The organism is Mycobacterium sp. SM3041 (genome assembly GCF_039668335.1).
GTDB lineage: Bacteria > Actinomycetota > Actinomycetes > Mycobacteriales > Mycobacteriaceae > Mycobacterium.
This window is the reverse complement of sequence record NZ_JAYXBQ010000001.1, coordinates 149,158-169,599: the sequence shown is the minus strand read 5'-3', so window position 1 is coordinate 169,599 and position 20,442 is coordinate 149,158. Positions and strand designations below refer to the sequence as shown.

The window sequence follows — 20,442 nt, the reverse complement described above, 5'->3', positions numbered from 1 at the left end:
TTCACAGCCGGTACATTTCGCGCGCCATGAGCGCGTCTTCGATGAAGTCGAAGTGTGTCTCGTAGACCGGGTTCTCCGGGTGGTGCTCGTCGGCCAGCCGGTGCATGGCCTGGCCGACGGAGCGCTCCATGTTGGTGATCCACTGGGGCACCGTGGGTGCGTGAAACGGCAGGGCGTGGGTCCAGCCGAGGTTCAGTGTGTGGCTCATCGTCGTCACCTTTCAATCGGGGTTCGCGGCGACGGAGTGCCGCGCGGGATTTCAGAGTGCGACGACGACGGCGCCGGATCGCGAGTAGACGGGTACTCGAAAACCGACCAGCGCCGCGCGCTTACCCGCGTAGTTGTTGGCCGACTGCCGGAAAAGCTCCCCGCTGCCGGGGCCGCTAGTCCTGCGTATTGACGATGACGCCGACGGCGCCGGAGCCGACATGCACCGCCAGCACCGGCCCCATGTCGGTCACGACAAGTGAATCGACCTGGGGCAGGCGGGAAGTCAGTGCGGCGCCGATCTGCGCGGCGTCGTCGTGGTTGTCGACGTGGTGTACGGCGATCGCTGCGGGCCGCTCACCGACCAGCGCGACCACCCGTTCGATCATCGCGGCATGAGCCTTGGCCACGGTTCGGATTCGCTGATCGAGCACCAGCCGGCCGTCGATGTCCAACTGCAGCAACGGCTTCAGCGACAATGCGGTGCCGAGCCAGGACGCGGCGGTGCCGATGCGGCCACTACGCCGCAGGTTGTCCAAACGGTGGACGACGATGAACCCGTGCTGCCGCCCGGATTCCGCACGCGCCAGCGCCTCAACGGCATCCAGATCCGCGCCGGCCGCTGCAGCGCGGGCTGCAGCCAGCGCGACGAAGCCGACCCCCATCGCCGCCGATCGCGAATTGACCACGCGCACAGACGAACCCAGCTCACGGCCCACGGCCGCGGCGGAACTGAACGTGCTCGACAGACCGGCCGACAGATGCACCGCCACGACGCCGTCGCCGCCGCTGTCGGCCAGCGCCTGCTTGTAGACGTCGGTCAGATCCGCGGGCGCCGCGCCCGAGGTGGACACATGCGACCGGTCCTGGATGTCCTGCGGAATCGGGTCGATCCCGTCCTGGTAGTCGGTGCCGTCCTGCAGCACATGCAGCGGCACGACCCGGATGTCCCAGCGCTTCAACTCATCTGGGTCAAGCCGAGCCGACGAGTCGGTGACCACCACCACTGCCATGGCTAGTCGTCGGTCCGCTGCGACACCACACCGGCCTCGGCCAGCCCCTTGAGCATCAGTTCGGCGACGGCACGGTGCGCCTCGAAGTTCCAGTGGATACCGTCCGGGTTGGCGCGGCCCGACATCACCTCGTCACCGACGGCGGCCTTGAGGTCGACGACCGGAATCTGCTTCCCCTCAGCCCAATCGGTGATCGCCGCGACGGTGGCGTCGCGCCAGCGGTGCGAGCTGCCGTAGGTCTCCGCGATGTGCACCGACGGGATGGTGGCGACGAACGGAATGCCCGGGCGGTTGAAATCGATTGCCCCGCGGGTCTCTTCGAGATATTCGACCGTCAGGTGCGCCGGCAGCGCGGGCCGCGCGATCGGTGACAGCCGCGGCTGCAGCCAGCCGTAACCGTCGCGCACGATGCGGCGCAGCCACGGCGGCCGCACGTAGCGGATCAGTTCCCGCAGTGCCGTCGGCAACGGCGACGGCAGCGAGTCCATGCCGCACGTCGCGAAGATCACCGCGCCGGCCTTCGGCAACGCCGCCCACGACCGCGGATCCTGCGTCGCGGCCCACCACACGTCGCGGCAGGTCCAGCCGATGCGGCCGATCAGCTCGAGGTCCCAACCGAGTTGGGACGCAACGATGTTGGGCCAGATGCGTGGATCGTCGGACGGCAGCCCGCCGGTCGGCCCGTAGTAGGACAGCGAGTCGCAGAAGACGAGAAGGACAGGCTTCTGCGAGGCAGTCGGCGTGTCAGAGGACATCGTTGGCCACCTGAGCCGAGGCGTTCCACACATCCAGGCGCCACTTCACCGGATCGTCGTCGGCCAGTCCGGCACTGTGCCCCGACAGCTGCACCCAGCTGGCGTTGCCCATGCCGCCGAGGATCGGCCAGTTGTCGACCGGCAGCTCCAGCAGGGCCGCGGTCAGCGCGGCGATCAGCCCGCCGTGCGCGACGAGCACCACGGGGCGGTCGACCTCGTCGACACCCCATTCGGGCAGATTGCGCAGCTGCTCCTGCACCACCGGAAGGGCGCGGTTCGCCACGTCCACCCGGCTCTCGCCGTTGTGCGGCGCCCAGCGGGCATCGTCACGCCAGGCCAGCCGCGCACCGGGCGCAATGTCGTCGACCTCGTGATGGGTCAGGCCCTGCCAGTCCCCGAGGTGTGTCTCGCGTAGCCGCTCATCGATCGACACCGGCATCCCGGCCTGCTCCCCCAGCGTCGTCGCGGTGTCGAGGGCGCGGCGCAGATCGGAGGACACGATCACCAGGGGCTGACGCTTGGCCAGCACCTCGGCCGCCGCCACCGCCTGCGCCCGGCCCAGATCACTGAGGTCGGTGTCGAGCTGGCCCTGCATCCGGCTCGTGGCGTTGTACTCCGTCTGACCGTGACGCAGCAGCAGGAGGCGGCGGTTCCTCACTCTCGGCCCTCGGCGGACTCGTCGGATGCGTCGTCTCCGTCGGGGTTGACCGGCAGCTCACCGTCGAGGTCGACCTCGACGGCCGGACAGTCCCGCCACAGCCGGTCGAGCGCGTAGTACTCGCGCTCCTCCTGGTGCTGGATGTGCACCACGATGTCGACGTAGTCGAGCAGCACCCAGCGGCCCTCGCGGGCACCCTCGCGACGGGCCGGCTTGTGGCCCGCCCAGCGCATCTTCTCCTCGACCTCGTCGACGATGGCGTTGACCTGGCGGTCGTTGGACGCGGAAGCGATGACGAAGTAGTCGGTGATGACCAACTGATCCGAGACGTCGATGACGCTGATGTTCTCGCCCAGCTTGGCGGACGCCGCGCGGGCGGCGACCGTCGCCATGCTCAGGGCTTCGGGGGTGGCGGTCATGAACTCTCCTGCTTGTTCGTGGCTTGATAGAGGCCACGTTTGGACACGTATTGGACGACGCCGTCGGGCACCAGGTACCAGATGGGCCGGTTGGCCTGGGCGCGGCGACGGCAGTCGCTCGACGAGATGGCCAGCGCAGGCACCTCGACCAGGGTCAGGGCGTCGAGCGGCAGTTCTTTCTGTGCCGCCTCGATGTGTTTCCCGTCCAGCTCGTAGCCGGGCCGGCTGACCCCGATGAACCGGGCCGTGGAGAACAGTTCCTCCCAGTTCTGCCACGACAGGATCGAGGCCAGCGCGTCGGCGCCGGTGATGAAGAACAGGTCGGTGTCCGGGTTCTGCCGGGCCAGGTCGCGCAGAGTGTCCTTGGTGTAGGTCGGGCCACCACGGTCGATGTCGACGCGGCTCACGGAGAACCGTGGGTTGGCGGCCGTCGCGATGACCGTCATCAGGTACCGGTCCTCGGCGGCGGTGACGTGCCGATCGCGCTTCTGCCAGGGCTGCCCGGTCGGCACGAAGATCACTTCGTCGAGTTCGAACAGGTCGGCCACCTCGCTGGCCGCGACGAGGTGTCCATGGTGGATGGGGTCGAACGTCCCACCCATCACGCCCAGCCTGCGTCGAGTCACGATTGGCCAGCTTACTGGAGCCCCTGATACCCGCGAACGTGCGTGTTTGCGGGAATCAGACGGGCAGCAGGTTGTCGATCACCGACGCGAGCTGCTTCGCGGACCGGCATTCGTGCATGGTGATGACGTCCTGGTACTTGGCCGTCGCCGAGTCGCCGCTGCCCCACAGGTGCTTGGGCTCGGGGTTGAGCCAGTGCGCGTGCCGGCTGGCGTTCACCATGTGTGCCAGCAGGTCGGCCTGCGGGTTGCGGTAGTTGTTGCGGCCGTCGCCGAGCACCAGCAGGGCCGTGCGGGGCGAGAGCGCATTGGGCCACTTGTCCATGAACGAGACGAACGCGTGGCCGTAGTCCGAGTGCCCGTCCCGCGTGTAGACGGCGGCCTCGCGGGTGATCTTCTGCACCGCGACGGCCAGGTCGGCGTCGGGGCCGAACAGCTCGGTGACTTCGTCGGTGGTGTCGATGAAGGCGAAGACCCGCACCCGCGAGAACTGCTGACGCAGGGCATGCACCAGCATCAGCGTGAAGTGGCTGAAGCCCGCGACGGAGCCGGACACGTCGCACAGCACCACCAGCTCGGGACGGGCCGGGTGCGGTTTCTTGAGGACGACCTCGATGGGCACGCCGCCGGTCGACATCGACTTGCGCAGTGTCTTGCGCAGGTCGATCTGGCCGGCATGGGAACGACGCCGACGCGCCGCGAGCCGGGTGGCCAGCGTACGGGCCAGCGGCGCAACGACATTACGCATCTGCCGCAGCTGATCGCCTGACGCCCTGAGGAATTCGACGTTCTCGGCCAGCTGCGGAATACCGTAGGTCTGCACGTGGTCGCGGCCGATCTGCTCGGCGGTGCGCCGCTTGGTCTCCGACTCGACCATGTGCCGCAGCTGCGAAATACGCTTGGCGGCAATCGCTTTGGCGATCTGCTCCTGCGTGGGCGTGGGCTCGTCGCCGTACGGCGCCAGCAGTCCGGCCAGCAGCTTGCCTTCGAGCTGGTCCAGCCCCATGGCCTTGAGCGCCTGATACGACGAGTACGACGGGCCGCGACTCGAGTTGTACTTGCCGTAGGCGTCGACGATCTGCGCGATCATCGCCATCAGGCGGTCGTCAAGGTTCGCCATGTCCGCGTCGGACAGCAGGTCGATCAGCGCCGCGCGCATGCCCTCGACGTCCTCGGGCGGGATCCGGTCGGGCCGGTTCTCCGGATCCTCGTCGTCGTCGAGTTCCAAGACCGCCCGATCCCCCATGGCCGCGGGGAACCACAGGTCGAACAGCGCGTTGTACGTCTCGCGGTGGTCGGGCCGGCGCAGCACCGCACACGCCAGACCCTCGCGCAGCACCATGCGGTCACCCAGTCCCAGGGTGGCCATCACCCGGCCGGCGTCGACGGTCTCCGACGGCCCGACGTTGATGCCCACCTTGCGCAGGGCCTCCACGAACCCCACGAGGTGGCCCGGAATGCCATGCGGGGCAAGCGGTTGCGCGGGCGTGCGGGCGACGGCCATGCGGACTCCCCTAGTTCAGCTTCAACTCGCCGATGGCGCGCTGCTGATCTGACTGGTGTTTGAGCACCACACCCAGCGTCGCGGCGATCATCTCGTCATCGATGGTGTCCATGCCCAACGCCAGCACCGTCCGGCCCCAGTCGATGGTCTCGGCGACCGACGGCAGCTTCTTGAGCTGCATGCCGCGCAGCACACCGATGATCCGGACCAGCTCGTCGGCGATCTTCTCCGGCAGCTCGGGCACCCGGGACAGCAGGATGCGCCGTTCCAGATCGGGGTCAGGGAAGTCGATGTGCAGGAACAGGCAGCGACGCTTGAGCGCCTCGGACAGTTCACGGGTGGCGTTCGACGTCAGCACGACCAGCGGTGTCTGCTGCGCCGTGATGGTGCCGAGTTCGGGCACGGTGACGGCGAAGTCGGACAGGATCTCCAGCAGCAGGCCTTCGATCTCGATGTCGGCCTTGTCGGTCTCGTCGATCAGCAGCACGGTGGGCTCGGTGCGGCGGATGGCCGTCAGCAGCGGCCGGCTCAGCAGGAACTCCTCGCTGAACACGTCCATCTTGGTCTGGTCCCAGTCACCAGACTGCTGACCCGATTGGATGCGCAAGATCTGCTTGGCGTGGTTCCACTCGTACAGCGCGCGGGCCTCGTCGACGCCCTCGTAGCACTGCAGCCGCACCAGCTCCGACCCCGTGCACTGGGCGATGGCCCGGGCCAGTTCGGTCTTGCCGACACCCGCCGGTCCTTCGATCAGCAGCGGCTTGCCCAGCCGGTCCGCCAGGAAAACCGCTGTGGCCGTTGCGGTGTCGGGCAGGTATCCGGTTTCGGTGAGTCGCTTGGCGACGTCATCGATGGCGGCATTTTCGCCGAACAGCGGCACCGAACGAGCGGGTGTACTCAAGTTCTTCTCCTCTTACACGGGCCGGGTCTGGCCGTCGCCCCACACGATCCATTTGGTGGAGGTCAGTTCCGGCAGCCCCATCGGACCGCGCGCGTGCAGCTTCTGGGTCGAGATGCCGATCTCGGCGCCGAAGCCGAACTGCTCACCGTCGGTGAAGGCCGTCGACGCGTTGACCATCACGGCGGCAGCGTCCACCTGCTCGGAGAACCGCTGGGCCGCAGCAAGATTGGTCGTGACGATCGCCTCGGTGTGCCCGGTGCCGTACTCGTTGACATGCGCGATGGCGCCGTCGACACCGTCCACCACGGCCACCGCCATGTCCAGCGACAGGAACTCGGCGCGCAGCTCGTCTTCGCTCGGGTCCAGATGCACCGTCACCCCGGCGTCCTGCAGCGCGGTCACCAGCCGCGGCAGCGCGGTGTCGGCGATGGCCCGGTCCACCAGGAGGGTCTCGGCCGAGTTGCACACGCTGGGACGGCGGGTCTTGGAGTTCAGCAGGATGCTCTCGGCCATGTCGAGATCGGCGGCCTCGTGAACGTAGACGTGGCAGTTGCCGACACCGGTCTCGATGGTCGGCACGGTGGCGTCGCGCACCACGGCGTCGATCAGGCCGGCGCCGCCGCGCGGGATCACGACGTCGACCAGCCCGCGAGCCTGGATCAGGTGGGTGACGCTGGCGCGGTCCTCGCTGGGCAGCAGCTGCACCGCGTCCTCGGGCAGGCCCTCGGCGGCCAGCGCCGCCCGCAGTGCGGTGACCAGAGCCGCGTTCGACCGGGCTGCCGACGAGCTGCCGCGCAGCAGCGCCGCGTTGCCGGACTTCAGCGCCAGCCCGAAGGCGTCGACCGTCACATTGGGCCGGCTCTCGTAGACCATGCCGACCACGCCGAGCGGCACCCGCTGCTGACGAATCTGCAGACCATTGGGCAGCGTGCTGCCGCGCAGCACCTGACCCACGGGGTCCGGCAGCCCGGCGACCTGCCGCAATCCGGCGGCGATGCCGTCGAGGCGCTGGGGGTTCAGGGCCAGGCGGTCGATCATCGCCTCGGCGGTGCCGGCGGCGCGTGCGGCGTCGATGTCCTCGGCGTTGGCGGCGAGCACCAGGTCCGCGGCGGCGAGCACGGCATCGGCCGCGGCGTGCAGCGCGCGGTTCTTGGCTTCGGTGGTCAGCGTGGCCAGCACGCGCGACGCGACGCGGGCCCGCCGGGCGGCGTCATGCACCTGCTGACGCAGATCGGTGTCCGTAGCTGCGTGCACACTCATTAACCCAGGGTAACGAGGTATCGGCGGTCCGGGCCGGTCGGGGCTACGGTGGCCCGGTGACTCGCATCACTGTCGTGGGCAGCGTGAACATGGACCTGGTCTTCGATTTGGCCGACCTGCCGGGACCGGGGCAGACGGTGCTGGCGTCGTCATTGCATTCGGAGCCCGGCGGCAAGGGCGGCAATCAGGCCGTCGCGGCGGCCCGGGCGGGTGCCGATGTCCAGCTCGTCGCCGCGCTCGGAGCCGACGCCACGGGCGGCGCGCTGCGAAAGCACTTGCAGGACAACGGCGTCGGTCTGGTCGCGACCGTCAGCCTGCCGGTCCCGAGTGGTACCGCGGCGATCATGGTCGGCCACAACGCCGAAAACATGATCGTGGTGGCGCCGGGCGCCAACGGACACCTGACCCTGGACTCCGCACACGTTCGCGCGGTGGTCGCCGATTGCGACGTGCTGTTGCTGCAGCTGGAGATCCCGCCGGCCACCGCGCTGGCGGCGGCGCGGCTGGCGAAGGACGCCGGCGCGACGGTCGTGCTGAACGCCTCTCCTGCCGGCACCGATCCGGAGGTGCTCGCCGCGCTGGCCGCCGTCACCGACGTTGTGATCGTCAACGAAACCGAAGCCGCCCAATGGCATTGGCCCGTCCCACACCTGGTGATCACGCGGGGCGCCGACGGCGCGGAGCACCGCACGGCGGACGGTGAGACACAGGTCCCGGCGCCCCGGGTCGAAGCCGTCGACACCACCGGCGCGGGTGATGTCTTCGCCGGCGTTCTGGCTGCGGGTTGGACCGCGGACCCCGCGCATGCCCTCCGGCGGGCCGTCACAGCCGGCGCGCTCGCCACCCTGACACCCGGTGCCGGCGATTGCGCACCGCGAGACGAGGTCATCGAGGACGCGCTGGAAGACGACGCGTCAAACTGACGCGCAGATATACGCCACTTGGCGGATGATCTGCCGGCCGCGACGCCGGATAGTCGACGCATGACCATTGCCAGCGGTATTCCGAGCGTCTTCGACGTCACGCTTCCGGCGATCGACTATTCGGGCGCGCAAAGCCCCGACGAAGCGCAGGCGATCCTCGCGCCGGCGCGGGCGCAGTCGCCGATCGCGATGGGGCCGCACGGGCAGGAGGTGCTGACCTACGACCTCGCGCACGAAGTGCTGCGCGATCCGCGATTCCGGATACCCCAGGGCATGTTCCTCGTGGCGCAGGGCATCACGTCGGGCCCGGTGTGGGACCGCGTCAGCGCATCGATCATCAGCATCGACGGTCCCGAACACACCCGCCTGCGCCGACTGATCGCGACGGCCTTCAGCCGCCGCGCCATCGAACGCCTGCGCACCACGGTCGTCGACGTCGTCAGCGATCTGATCGACCGCCAGGTGGCCCGCGGGCACTGCGACGTGGTGACCGATATCGCGCGCCAGTACCCGACCCCGGTCATCTGTGCGCTGCTCGGCGCCCCCGCCGAGGACTGGGCACAATTGTCGGCCTGGGTGGACGATTTCATGCAGGCCTTCGACTGGCACGTCGCCGAACACGAGACCGCGATCCTGACCGCGTGGGACGCGCTTGATGACTACATCGACGACATGGTTGCCCGTCGGCGCGACAATCTCACCGACGATCTGATCTCGGATCTCATCCGCGCCGAGGAGGACGGTGACCGGCTCAGTGCCGACGAACTGCGCATGCTGTCCACCGGCCTGCTGGCGGCCGGCACCGACACCACCCGCAACCAGGTGGCCGCTTCGGTACAGGTCCTGTGTGAGCACCCGGACCAGTGGGCGCTCCTGGGGGCGCACCCGGATATGGCCGACCGTGCCGTCGAAGAGACCATGCGGCACTCCCCCATCGTGATCAGCTCGCTGCGGATGGCCCGCGAGGATGTCGAACTCGCCGGAATGCTGTTTCCCGCAGGAACTTTCCTGCAGGTGAACACCGGCGCGGCCAACCGCGACCCCGCCGTGTACGACGATCCCGACCGCCTCGACATCACCCGCGCGGGCGCCCCGGCGATGCAGACCTTCGGCGCCGGGATGCACTACTGCCTCGGCGTGCACCTGGCCAAGATGGAGCTGGCCGAAGCGCTCGCCCTCATGACCCAGCGCATGCCCAACGCCCGCGTGACCGGGCCGGTGCCGTGGAAACCGTTGGTGGGCCTGAGCGGACCGCTCACCCTGCCCATCGCCTTCGACCCCGTCGATCAGTCATGGCGGGCGGCTTCCTGAGCGAGCTGTCTGCGCGCGCCGAGTGAGGGTGCCACCGCCCAAAACCACACAGACGTTGCGATTCAGCAAATACTGCGGGTTTGCCGTGGGTGGTCCTAGAATCTGACGTTCAAATGGACGGTCACAAGGGAATCGCGGTGTCACGGCGATTCTTCGTGCTCACGGTCGCCATCGCCGTCTTCTATGTACCGCTGGCACTCAATTACACCTGGCCACTTTTCGCCCCTGGCTTGGCGCGCTGGCAGGACGCCGTCAACACCGTCATCAACGGTGATCACTACGCGATCGGTGACGGGTCCGTCGAGTCGGTACGCCACGGCGCCTACGCCGAGCATCGCGTGGTTCTCATGGTGCACACCACGTTGGCCGGACTTGCCTTGACTCTGGGGCTGTTTCAGTTCTCGTCGCGGCTGCGCAACCGCCGGCCGGCGGTGCATCGCTGGATCGGCCGCAGCTATCTGGCACTGATGTCCATCAGCATGCTGACCGCGTTGGTGTTCCTGTACGTCACGCCGCCGGCCCAGCACTTCATCGGCCCGGCATTCGAAACCCAGTTGCGCGCCTTGGCAATCGGCACCCTCGGCAGCGCGTGGTACGCGGTCTACGCGATCCGCCGCCGCGACGTGATCACGCACCGGGCCTGGATGACCTACGGCATCGCCCTGATGATGACGGCGCCGTTGCTGCGCGTGATCTGGATCGGGATTCAGCCGCTGATCCCCCAACACGATCTGCTGACCAACATCGGCGTGGGCTCCATCGTCCTCGGCGTCGTCGCGCCCGGCAGCGCGGTGTTCGCGTTCATGCTGACGCAACGATCGTCACCCGACACCCAAATCGGTTCGGCTCCAAGGTGTTCGGCTCCAAGGTGGACGTACGGCGCTGCCGTGGGATTGGCGATTGCCGGCTCACTCGCCTACGCCGGCCTCGTGGTGCGGCTGCCGGCGCCGATACCGCACGGCCTCGCGCTCTTTCATCTCGTACCGGCCTGGATCAGCATCGCAATCGCCGCACGTGGGGTGTTCCGTGCCCGCGCCGCGGGAGATGTGGCGCGCGAACGGCAGTGGCGCTGGCTGTTGTGGGGCTTCGCCGCGGCCCCGACGGCGGCCGCCTTGTACGCGCAGATCGTGCCGCCGGCCTTCACGACGGCCGACGCCGTTCTCGCCGGCGGCATGGACGGCCCGGTCATCCCGATCACCGTCGCCTTCGCGCTGGTGGTGCGTGCGGCCGCGCGGTCTCAGCGTCGGACCGACGACGACCTTGATGAGCCGAACGTGCTCGCCGCCGCGTGAGCGCGGCGGCAAGTTATCCACAGAACGCGATTCATCCACAATCTGCGCCTGCCACGTAGTTTGAAGCGGTCGAGATCGCTAAAATCGAACATATGTACGAGGAACTGGTGATCGAAACCAGGGAAGCCGACGACGCTTCCCTGGTCGACACGATGACCAGCGCAACACGGGCCGAAGCCCAGAGTGCCGCCCGCCGGCTGGCTGCCATCGCCGAACTCACCCACCGCCGCTGCATCGACCACGAGGACCGCGACCTGTGGGCGTGCGACGGCTGGGACGCCGCGGCGTGCGAGATCGGCGCGGCCCTGACGATCAATCGCTGGCAAGCCGCCAGTCAGATGCACCTCGCGCTCGCACTGCGTGACCGGCTCCCACACGTCGGCGCCCTGCTGGCGCGCGGGGACCTATCACTTCCGTTGGTCACCCTGATCTGCTGGCACACCGAGTTCGTGCAAGACCCCGCAGCGCTCGCCCTCATCGACACCGCCATGGCCGGCAGCGCGCGCGAATGGGGACCGTTGTCGAAGGCCGACACGATCCGGCAGATCGACAGCTGGATCGAGAAGTTCGACCCGGCCGCGGTGCGTCGTAGCCGTAACGCCGTCCGCGGTCGCGATGTCGAGTTCGGCAAGCCGGGTGACCCCGCAGGCGTCACCTCGGTCTGGGGTCTGTTACTGACCACCGACGCCGAACTGCTCAAGCGCACCCTCACCGCCATGGCCTACGAGGTCTGCGACGACGATCCCCGCAGCCTCGCCCAGCGCCGCGCCGACGCGTTGGGCATCCTGGCCGTCCGTGGCGATCGGCTGCCCTGTCACTGCGGCAAACCCGACTGCCCGGCAGCCGGAGCCGATCCGCGCGCCGCAGCCGTCGTCATAAATGTCTTGACTGGCGCTGCGCCACAACCGATCAGCGATCCTCTGCTCGATGCGCCGGAGGCCGCACCGCCGGTGACGGCAAACACTCCGGTCGCCGAGGCACTCGCGCCTCTGCCTGAGCCCGAGCCTGTCGTCGACCAGAGCGTGGTCGGCTATCTGTCCGGCGGGCCGGTGATACCCGCGGTGGTCATGGCAGACCTGGCCGCCCGGGGTGCGAGCGTGAAAATGGTTACCACGCCGCAGGTTCCGGCCGACGGGCAACCGCGGTACCGGCCGTCGACCGCGCTCGACCGCTACGTGCGGATGCGGGACATCACCTGCATGCACCCCGGCTGCGACCGCCCCGCCGTGGACGCCGACCTCGACCACACCATCCCCTGGCCGGCCGGAGCCACGCATCCCGGCAATCTCAGCCCGAAGTGCCGCAAGCACCACCTGGTCAAAACGTTCTACAGCGGCGCAACCGGATGGCACACCCGCCAGAACCCGGACGGCACCATCGTGTGGACCGCACCCACCGGGCATACATACACGACCGTGCCCGGTAGCCGAATCCTGTTTCCCGACAGGCACTTCCCTACCACAGCGCCGCCACCATCGGCAGCGCCGCCACCATCGGCTACGGCGACCACCAGCGATCAACCCGGTCGCGACCTCATGATGCCCACCCGCCGGCGCACCCGCATCGACGACCGCGCTCGACGTACCCGGCACGAGCGCAAACTCAATTGGGCCGAGCTCTTGGCGTCGGAGTCGACCGCCGAAGCCAAACTCCAACTCGCCCAACAACTCATCGACGGCGACAGCTCGCCACCGTTCTGAAGCCGGTGCGGCTACACGGCCACCGAGGACACGTTGATGACCCCGGCCGACGTGAAGCTCTGGTACGGCGTGGTCGAGGCGAGTTGATCGGGGTGCCGTGGAAACTCGGGTCGGTCGGCATCACGTCGGATGTGTAGAACTGCCCATCCTGGTCGACCCATTGGAAGCGGTCCAGTCAGTTGAGGTCTCGCTCGTCAGGAGCTGGTTCTGGATGGGGCTCGCCGGATCGAGCGTGATGAGGTCGTCGACCGTGCCGTGGATGATCAGGGTAGGTTTTCTGCTGCGGGGTCAGGAACGCCGGCCCGTTCAGGCCTCCGGCACGTTACGGTCGATCTCGTCGAGCCAGATGCGCGCCGACATGTCCGACGGCGCCCGCCAGTCCCCGCGCGGGGACAGCGCGCCGCCGGCGGACACCTTCGGACCATTCGGCAGCGCCGACCGCTTGAACTGACTGAACGAGTAGAACCGCTGGACGAAGACTTTCAGCCAGTGCCGGATGTCGGCGAGCGAGTAGGCGACGTGCTCGTCGTCCGGGAAGCCGGCCGGCCAGTCACCGGCGTCGGCGTCGTGCCACGCATGCCAGGACAGGAATGCGATCTTCGACGGCCGGAAGCCGTACCGCAACACCTGGAACAGCGAAAAGTCCTGCAGTGCATACGGTCCCACCTTGGCCTGGCTGCTCTGGACTGCCTCACCGTCGGTCGCCGGAACGAGCTCCGGGGTGATCTCGGTGTCCAGCACCGACTGCAACACCTCGTTGACGTCGGCGTTGAACTGACCCGAGGAGATCACCCACCGGATCAGATGCTGGATCAGGGTTTTCGGCACCCCGCCGTTGACGTTGTAGTGGGACATCTGGTCGCCGACGCCGTAGGTGCACCAGCCCAGGCCGAGCTCGGACAGGTCGCCGGTGCCCAGCACGATGCCGCCGCGCTGGTTGGCCAACCGGAACAGGAAGTCCGTCCGTAGGCCGGCCTGCACGTTCTCGAACGTCACGTCGTAGACGGCCTCACCGCGGGCGAACGGATGCCCCATCTCGCCCAGCATTTGCCGCGCGGTGTCCCGAATATCCAACTCCGAGAACGTAACTCCGAGCGCCTTCGCCAGCGCGGTCGCGTTGTTCTTGGTGCGATCGCCGGTCGCGAAACCCGGCATGGTGAAGGCCAGGATGTCGCTGCGCGGACGGCCCTCGCGGTCCATCGCCTTGGCCGCCACGATCAGCGCGTGCGTGGAGTCCAGCCCGCCGGACACGCCGATCACCACGGTCGGGAAGTTCAGCGCCCGCAGGCGCTGCTCCAGACCGGACACCTGGATGTTGTACGCCTCGTAGCAATCCTGTTGCAGCCGCGCGGGATCCGCCGGCACGAACGGGAAGCGCTCGACCTCCCGGAGCAGGCCGATGTCGCCCGCCGGCGGCGAGAGCGTGAACTCGATGCGGCGGAAATCCGATGTCCGGTCGGCGAAGGTGCGCCGGTTGTCATCGAACGTCCCCATGCGCAACCGCTCGGCGGCCAGCAGCTCGGTGTCGACGTCGGCCACCGACCGTCGCTCGCCGCACGGAAAACGCTCGGATTCGGCCAGCAGCACGCCGTTTTCGTAGATCATGGTCTGGCCGTCCCAGGCCAGGTCTGTTGTGGACTCACCCTCCCCCGCGGCGGCATACACGTACGCCGCCAGGCATCGCGACGACGCGGAGCGGGCCAGCAGCTTGCGGTCGTCGGCCCGGCCGATGGTGATGGGGCTGCCGGAGAGGTTCGCCAGCACCGTCGCACCGGCCAGCGCGGCCGTCGCACTCGGCGGCACCGGCACCCACATGTCCTCGCAGATCTCCACGTGCAGCACGAAATTCGGCAGATCAGCGGCGGCGAACAACAGGTCGGGGCCGAACGGCACGTCGATACCGTTCAGCCGGATCGTGCCCTCGGCATCATCGCCGGCCGCGATCTGACGCGATTCGTAGAACTCGCGGTAGGTCGGCAGGTACGACTTGGGCACCACGCCGAGTACCGAACCGCGGTGGATGACCACCGCGGTGTTGTAGATGCGGTGCCGGTGCCGCAGCGGCGCGCCCACCACCAGAACCGGCAGCAAGTCGGCCGATGCCTCGACGATCGACGCCAGCGCCTCGGTCGTCGACTCCAGCAGCGTGTCCGACAGCAGGATGTCCTCTATCGAGTACCCCGAGAGGGTCAGTTCCGGGAACACCGCCAATGCGACGGCGTCGTCGTGACACTCGCGGGCCAGGCGCAGCACCGACGCGGCGTTGGTCGCCGGGTCCGCGAGTGCGGTGTGGTGCGTGCACGCGGCGACGCGGACGAATCCGTGTCGGTAGGCGGAGTAGAAGTCCACGTCTCGATTGTTGCATCGACACGTGGTGCAACTCCGTGGACGGCCTACCCTCGATGACGTGCAGGCTCCTGAACTGGTCAATCTGCTGGCCGACCGGCGTCTCGCCGTGCTGACCGGCGCCGGCATCTCCACCGACTCGGGCATCCCGGACTACCGCGGGCCGGACTCGCCGCCGAGCAATCCGATGACCATCCAGCAGTTCCTGTCCGGGCCGGCCTTCCGGCAGCGGTACTGGGCCCGCAACCACATCGGCTGGCGGCACATGGCCGCACGCCGGCCCAACGCCGGCCACCGCGCCGTGGCCGCCATGGAACGCGCGGGCCTGGTGACGGGCGTCATCACCCAGAACGTCGACCTGCTCCACACCAAGGCCGGCTCCCAGACGGTGGTGAACCTGCACGGCACGTACGCCCAGGTCGTCTGCCTGAGCTGCGGACACACCATGACCCGGGCCGCGCTGGCCGTCGAACTGGAACGGCTCAATCCCGGTTTCACCGAACGGGCCGAGGTCGGAAGTATCGGCGTGGCCCCCGACGCCGACGCCACCGTCGAGGACACCGCGACATTCCGGTACCTGGACTGTCCACGCTGCGGCGGCATCCTCAAACCCGACATCGTGTACTTCGGCGACAGCGTGCCGAAAGACCGCGTGCAACAGGCGTACGCCCTGGTCGACGCCGCCGACGCGCTGCTGGTCGCGGGATCATCGCTGACGGTGTACTCGGGCTACCGCTTCGTCCGGTACGCGGCCGCCGCCGGCAAGCCCGTCGCGATCATCAACCGCGGCACCACCCGCGGCGACGACCTGGCCACGGTGAAGATCGAGAGTGGCTGTTCGGAAATGCTCGCGCTGCTGTCCGGCGAATTGGCCGCTCAGAACCTCTCCGGGTGCCAGTAGACATCCTCCGGAGTACCGGACAGCGCGTTGTCCACGGCCTCCCGGCCCTGCAGATAGCCGTAGTCCTGGTTCGACGACTCGTAGCGCCAGCCACCGAACCGGCCGCGGCTGTAGAAGCCGTGCGCGCGCAGCCGCTCGTCGACGGTCCGCACGATGTCGTCACGGCCCAGGGTCGGCACCGGATAGCCCATCGGCACTTCCCGCACGAACCGGCTCACCACGTACTCCGACTCGGCCCCCAGCGCCCGCAGTGATTCCTCGGTACGCCGCACCGCGTCGTCGGCGGTCAGTGGCTGTCCGGGCAGCAGCGGCACCTCGCACAGCACGTTCCAGCGGCCGTCGCCGGCGTTGGTGGGGTCGTAGTTGTTCAGCATCGTGGCCCGGTACCACGGCACGCCCAGGTCCGGGCAGTACAGCCAGGTCTTGTCGGCCAGCGCGTCCGGCGCCGCACCCCGGTAGCCCAGCCCGACCGCGTAGATCCGACTGGCACACAACGTGTTTCGCTCGGCCGTCCCGTGTGCGCCGGCGCCACCGAGCCAGCCCCAGGCCGTCGTCAGCGGCGCCGAGCTGACGCAGTGGTCGTAGGAGACGGTCGAGCCGTCGTCCAGCGTCGCGACCCGCCCGGCCACATCGATGTCGACGACGCGGGTATTCAGCCGCACCGTGCCGGGCGCCAGCATCTGGTCGTGCACGCCCTGCCACAGGGCACCGGTGCCGCCGATCGGATACGGAAAACTGCCCGCGGGGGCCGGCGCCGAGCCGGCCAGCCCGAGGCGCGGTACGTTCGGCGCGGCGCTGCCGCTGCGCAACGATGTCCATTCGTGGTCGATGTGTTCGAGCGGGGCCGTCCACATCTTGTAGTTGTAGGGGCCGAAAAACTCGTCAAAAAGTTTGCCACCGAAATTGTTGCGGTAATAGTCGGCGAGGTTGTGCAGCGGTGCGTCCGGGTACAGGTCGGTCGGCATCTCGGCGAGTTGCTGCTGGATGGGCGTGGGCACCAGACTCTGCGGCCCGCTGCCGTCGAGCCACACCCAGCCGTTGCGGGCGACGTCGTTCATCTTCACGCCCGAGGCGTCGACCGCACGGTCGAATTCCGCGAAGTGGCTGTGCAGCACGTGGCCGCCGAGATCCCAGGTGAAACCGTGTTCGTCGCGCACCGACGTGGCCATGCCGCCGACCTGATCACCGGCATCCACCACCAGATGGTCGACCCCGAGTTCGGTCAGCCGGACGGCAGCGCCCAAACCCGTCGGGCCGGCGCCGACAATGAGAAAGGTCGGCACAGGGTCAGAAATCGACGACCAGTCGGGCCGGTTCGAAGCCCTCGGCGAATGCCCGGCGGCACAGGAAGCCGTAGTGCTCAGCGGAACTGCGCACCCACGAGGCACTGACCTTCTCGCTGGCCTCGGCCTGCGACACGTGCGACATCAGGGCTTCGATCTTCTTGTCCAGCGAGTCAGAGATGTCGACGAACGCCGTCGGATTGAAACCGATGGCCGACGGCCCGCCGTACGTCATGATCGACGACACCCAGCGCGCCGCACCGAGGGTACACCGCGAGACCACCCGGTGGTCCTGGTGACTGTCGTTGGCCGTGTGGGTGTAAACGATTGTGGCAGAAGACTTTTCGATGGCGTCTTCGATCAGGTGGACGAGCTCGAACTCCTGCAGCGAAACGCGGCAGTCGCCGAAGCCCTGACCCCACAGCAGTTCGTGGACGCCGAGCACCTCCACCGCGCGGAGCTGTTCACGCACCCGCTCCTGCGAGTCGCCGGGCCCCTCCTCGCCGCGGGTCACCACCAACATCGTGACCCGGTCGCCGGCCGCGACATGCTTTGCCAGCGCACCCCCGCAGCCCAGTTCGATGTCATCGGGATGCGCGCCGACCGCCAGCACGGACTGTCTCGCCATCGCCCCCTCAATTCTGTTTGCTGCGTCAGGTGTCGAAGGCAGCATAACCCTAATTTAATGGGTAGGCCTTCTCCAGCAGGGAAAACACCGAACGAGGCGTCGATTCTAGCCAAATACACACGAAGTCGACGTCAAATTGCTACCAGATCATCGGCATGCACCGCGGGTCGGCGCAGCTCGACGGGCAGTTCGGGCGTGGACCGGCCGATGATGCCCGCGAGCTCGGAATCTTCGTAGGCCACGACGCCCCGCGCCACCGCGGTGCCGTCGGGACCGTGCAGCTCGACGACGTCGCCGCCGTGGAAGCGCCCGGCGACCGCGGTGATCCCGGCGGGCAGCAACGATTTTCTTTGCCCGACGACGGCCCGCACCGCACCGGCGTCCAGCGTCAGGGTCCCCGTCGTCTCGGCCGCATAGCGCACCCAGAACCGCCGCGCCGACATCCGCTCGGGACGCGCCGCAAAGACCGTACCCACCGACGCGTCGGTCAGCGCGGCAGCAGCGTCGCTGGCGGCCGCCAGCAGGACCGGCACACCAGCATCGGCGGCCAGCAGCGCAGACGACAGCTTGGAGGCCATACCGCCCGTGCCCAGGTGACTGCCCCCGGTCGCCGATACGCCGTCGAGGTCACCCGACGCGGCGACCTCGGGAATGAAGCGCGCGTTGCCCTTGCGGGGATCGGAGTCATACAGGCCGTCGATGTCGCTCAGCAGGATCAGCGCGTCGGCCCCCACCAGCTGCGCCACCAGTGCCGACAGCCGGTCGTTGTCGCCGAACCGGATTTCGTTGGTGGCCACGGTGTCGTTCTCGTTGACGATCGCCACCGCGTGCAACGCCCGGAGCCGGTCCAGCGTGCGCTGCGCGTTGTTGTGCTGCGCGCGCTGGGCGATGTCGTGGGCGGTGAGCAGTACCTGCCCGACGGTCCGGTCATACCGGCCGAACGCCGCGCTCCACGAGTTGACCAGGGCCACCTGCCCCACGCTGGCCGCGGCCTGCTTGGTGGCCAGGTCCGTCGGGCGCCGGCTCAGGCCGAGCGGCTCGATCCCCGCGGCGATGGCGCCGGACGACACGATCACGACGTCCGATCCGGCCTTCATCCGCTTCTCGATGGCGTCGGCCAGCGTAGCCAGCCGGCCGGCGTCGAACATGCCGTTGGGCGCGGTCAGCGCCGTGGTACCGATCTTGACGACGACGCTGCGTGCGGTGCGCACGGCCTCGCGATGCGCCGAGACCGTGCCGGAGCCCTGCGTCACAGGTCGTCCTCGGCATCCTCCGCTGACCGACGGCGCTCCTTACGGGCCGCCTTGCGTTCCGCGGCCCCGACACGGTCGGTCTGTTCCAGGCGAATGTCGGTGCCGCGACCGGACATCTGCATGTCGACACCCGCGGGCGTCTGCGGCTCCCAGTCGAAGGTGACGTCGCCGATGGTCACGGCACAGCCCGCGCGGGCGCCCATCTTGAGCAGTTCGTCCTCGACGCCCAGGCGCGCCAGGCGGTCACCGAGATAGCCGACGGCCTCGTCGTTGTCGAAGGCCGTCTGGGCGATCCAGCGTTCCGGCCGGGTGCCGCGCACGATGAAGCCGCCCGAGCCGTCCGATTCGACGGTGAAGCCGGTCTCGTTGACCGCGACGGGCCGGATGATCGGCCGGCGCGGGGCCACGACCGGCTGCGCGGCGCGGTATGCCGCGACCATGTCCCACAGGGCGAAGGTCAACGGGCGCAGGCCATCTCGGCTCACGGTCGAGATTTCGTAGACGGGCCAGCCGTACTTGGCCGCCACCTCGTCCTTCACGAAGTCGGCGAGTTCGCGGGCGTCGGGCACGTCGATCTTGTTGAGCAGCACCGCGCGGGGGCGCTCGGCCAGGTCGCCCAGGGTCGAATCCCCTTGCAGCGTGGGCGTATACGCGGCCAGCTCGGCCTCGAGCGCCTCGATGTCGGAGATCGGGTCGCGGCCCGGTTCGAGGGTCGCGCAGTCGACCACATGCACCAGCACGGCGCAGCGCTCGATGTGCCGCAGGAAGTCCAGGCCCAGGCCACGGCCTTCCGAAGCACCGGGGATTAGGCCCGGGACGTCGGCGACGGTGAAGGTGTTGTCGCCCGCCGACACCACACCCAGGTTGGGCACGAGTGTGGTGAACGGGTAGTCCGCGATCTTCGGCTTGGCGGCCGAGATGGCCGACACCAGAGAGGATTTACCGGCCGACGGGAAACCGACCAGGCCCACATCGGCGACCGTCTTGAGTTCGAGGGTGAGATCCCGGATCTCGCCCTTCTCCCCCAGCAGCGCGAAACCGGGCGCCTTGCGGGCCCGCGAGGCCAGCGCGGCGTTGCCCAGCCCACCGCGGCCACCCGCGGCGGCCTCGAAGCGGGTACCGGCGCCCACCAGGTCGGCCAGCATGCGGCCCTGCTCATCGAGCACGACGGTGCCGTCGGGCACGTGGACCTCGAGATCGGCGCCCGCGGCGCCGTCGCGGTTGCTGCCGGCGCCGGGCTTACCGGACGGCGCATCGACGTGCGGGCGGAAGTGGAAGTCCAGCAAGGTGTGCACCTGCGGGTCGACGACCAGGACGATGCTGCCGCCCTTGCCGCCGTTGCCCCCGTCCGGCCCACCGAGCGGCTTGAACTTCTCCCGGTGTACCGATGCACAGCCATTGCCGCCGTTACCGGCGCGTGCGTGGATCACCACACGGTCAACGAACCGGGGTGCCATCTGACGTC

General features: G+C 68.5%; 19 protein-coding genes. 5 read left to right on the top strand and 14 right to left on the bottom strand.

Annotated features, from left to right (window positions below):
- Position 1: 1 nt before the first annotated feature.
- The 9 genes from VXD91_RS00735 to VXD91_RS00695 form a co-directional block, all read right to left on the bottom strand.
- Entirely contained in the window at positions 2 to 208 is a 207-nt protein-coding gene (locus VXD91_RS00735) for a hypothetical protein (protein WP_318985516.1), read from the bottom strand.
- Positions 209 to 383: 175 nt separating this feature from the next.
- Positions 384 to 1,220 (bottom strand): DegV family protein, encoded by an 837-nt coding sequence (locus tag VXD91_RS00730; protein WP_212812291.1) that lies wholly within the window; start codon positions 1,218 to 1,220, stop codon positions 384 to 386.
- Between the two features lie 2 nt (positions 1,221 to 1,222).
- The gene (octT, locus tag VXD91_RS00725) at positions 1,223 to 1,975 is read right to left on the bottom strand and encodes a diglucosylglycerate octanoyltransferase (protein ID WP_346414383.1); all 753 of its coding nucleotides are present in this window, start codon (positions 1,973 to 1,975) and stop codon (positions 1,223 to 1,225) included.
- Positions 1,965 to 2,633: a glucosyl-3-phosphoglycerate phosphatase gene (gene gpgP, locus VXD91_RS00720; RefSeq protein ID WP_346414382.1), complete on the bottom strand. Its 669-nt coding sequence runs from the start codon at positions 2,631 to 2,633 to the stop codon at positions 1,965 to 1,967. Before gpgP ends, octT begins: the two co-directional genes overlap by 11 nt.
- Positions 2,630 to 3,052 carry a ribosome silencing factor gene (gene rsfS, locus VXD91_RS00715; RefSeq protein WP_064979345.1) on the bottom strand — a complete coding sequence of 141 codons (423 nt, stop codon included), beginning with the start codon at positions 3,050 to 3,052 and terminating at the stop codon, positions 2,630 to 2,632. The genes gpgP and rsfS overlap by 4 nt, the downstream gene beginning before the upstream one ends.
- Positions 3,049 to 3,663 (bottom strand): nicotinate-nucleotide adenylyltransferase, encoded by a 615-nt coding sequence (gene nadD, locus VXD91_RS00710; RefSeq protein WP_346414476.1) that lies wholly within the window; start codon positions 3,661 to 3,663, stop codon positions 3,049 to 3,051. The genes rsfS and nadD overlap by 4 nt, the downstream gene beginning before the upstream one ends.
- A gap of 70 nt (positions 3,664 to 3,733) precedes the next feature.
- Complete coding sequence (locus tag VXD91_RS00705) at positions 3,734 to 5,179, bottom strand: VWA domain-containing protein (RefSeq protein ID WP_318985520.1); 1,446 nt, start codon at positions 5,177 to 5,179, stop codon at positions 3,734 to 3,736.
- A gap of 10 nt (positions 5,180 to 5,189) precedes the next feature.
- Positions 5,190 to 6,080, bottom strand: coding sequence for a MoxR family ATPase (locus VXD91_RS00700; RefSeq protein ID WP_346414381.1), 891 nt, complete (start codon positions 6,078 to 6,080; stop codon positions 5,190 to 5,192).
- A gap of 12 nt (positions 6,081 to 6,092) precedes the next feature.
- Positions 6,093 to 7,340: a glutamate-5-semialdehyde dehydrogenase gene (locus VXD91_RS00695; protein ID WP_212812297.1), complete on the bottom strand. Its 1,248-nt coding sequence runs from the start codon at positions 7,338 to 7,340 to the stop codon at positions 6,093 to 6,095.
- A gap of 56 nt (positions 7,341 to 7,396) precedes the next feature.
- Here VXD91_RS00695 and VXD91_RS00690 point away from each other — a divergent pair, with 56 nt between their 5' ends.
- From VXD91_RS00690 to VXD91_RS00675, 4 genes are all read left to right on the top strand, one after another.
- Positions 7,397 to 8,263: a ribokinase gene (locus tag VXD91_RS00690; protein WP_212812298.1), complete on the top strand. Its 867-nt coding sequence runs from the start codon at positions 7,397 to 7,399 to the stop codon at positions 8,261 to 8,263.
- 60 nt (positions 8,264 to 8,323) lie between these two features.
- A complete protein-coding gene (locus VXD91_RS00685; RefSeq protein WP_212812299.1) occupies positions 8,324 to 9,574 on the top strand; it encodes a cytochrome P450 in 1,251 nt (416 codons plus the stop codon).
- A 113-nt stretch (positions 9,575 to 9,687) separates the two neighbouring features.
- Positions 9,688 to 10,866 (top strand): DUF2306 domain-containing protein, encoded by a 1,179-nt coding sequence (locus tag VXD91_RS00680; RefSeq protein WP_213020308.1) that lies wholly within the window; start codon positions 9,688 to 9,690, stop codon positions 10,864 to 10,866.
- A gap of 92 nt (positions 10,867 to 10,958) precedes the next feature.
- Entirely contained in the window at positions 10,959 to 12,566 is a 1,608-nt protein-coding gene (locus VXD91_RS00675; protein ID WP_346414380.1) for a DUF222 domain-containing protein, read from the top strand.
- Positions 12,567 to 12,872: 306 nt separating this feature from the next.
- On the opposite strand, the gene VXD91_RS00670 is transcribed toward VXD91_RS00675, so the two are convergent.
- Positions 12,873 to 14,915 (bottom strand): NAD(+) synthase, encoded by a 2,043-nt coding sequence (locus VXD91_RS00670; RefSeq protein ID WP_318985525.1) that lies wholly within the window; start codon positions 14,913 to 14,915, stop codon positions 12,873 to 12,875.
- Positions 14,916 to 14,973: 58 nt separating this feature from the next.
- On the opposite strand from VXD91_RS00670, the gene VXD91_RS00665 reads away from it, so the two are divergent.
- Positions 14,974 to 15,813: an NAD-dependent protein deacetylase gene (locus VXD91_RS00665; protein ID WP_318985526.1), complete on the top strand. Its 840-nt coding sequence runs from the start codon at positions 14,974 to 14,976 to the stop codon at positions 15,811 to 15,813.
- Here the strand turns inward: VXD91_RS00665 and VXD91_RS00660 are convergent.
- The 4 genes from VXD91_RS00660 to obgE form a co-directional block, all read right to left on the bottom strand.
- On the bottom strand, positions 15,789 to 17,096 hold the full coding sequence (locus VXD91_RS00660) for an FAD-dependent oxidoreductase (protein ID WP_346414379.1): 1,308 nt from the start codon (positions 17,094 to 17,096) through the stop codon (positions 15,789 to 15,791). The genes VXD91_RS00665 and VXD91_RS00660 overlap by 25 nt on opposite strands.
- A 4-nt stretch (positions 17,097 to 17,100) precedes the next feature.
- The gene (locus VXD91_RS00655; RefSeq protein WP_020102177.1) at positions 17,101 to 17,724 is read right to left on the bottom strand and encodes a PIG-L deacetylase family protein; all 624 of its coding nucleotides are present in this window, start codon (positions 17,722 to 17,724) and stop codon (positions 17,101 to 17,103) included.
- Between the two features lie 131 nt (positions 17,725 to 17,855).
- Positions 17,856 to 18,977: a glutamate 5-kinase gene (gene proB / locus VXD91_RS00650; protein ID WP_318985528.1), complete on the bottom strand. Its 1,122-nt coding sequence runs from the start codon at positions 18,975 to 18,977 to the stop codon at positions 17,856 to 17,858.
- Entirely contained in the window at positions 18,974 to 20,434 is a 1,461-nt protein-coding gene (gene obgE / locus VXD91_RS00645; protein WP_346414378.1) for a GTPase ObgE, read from the bottom strand. The genes proB and obgE overlap by 4 nt, the downstream gene beginning before the upstream one ends.
- Between the last annotated feature and the right edge of the window lie 8 nt (positions 20,435 to 20,442).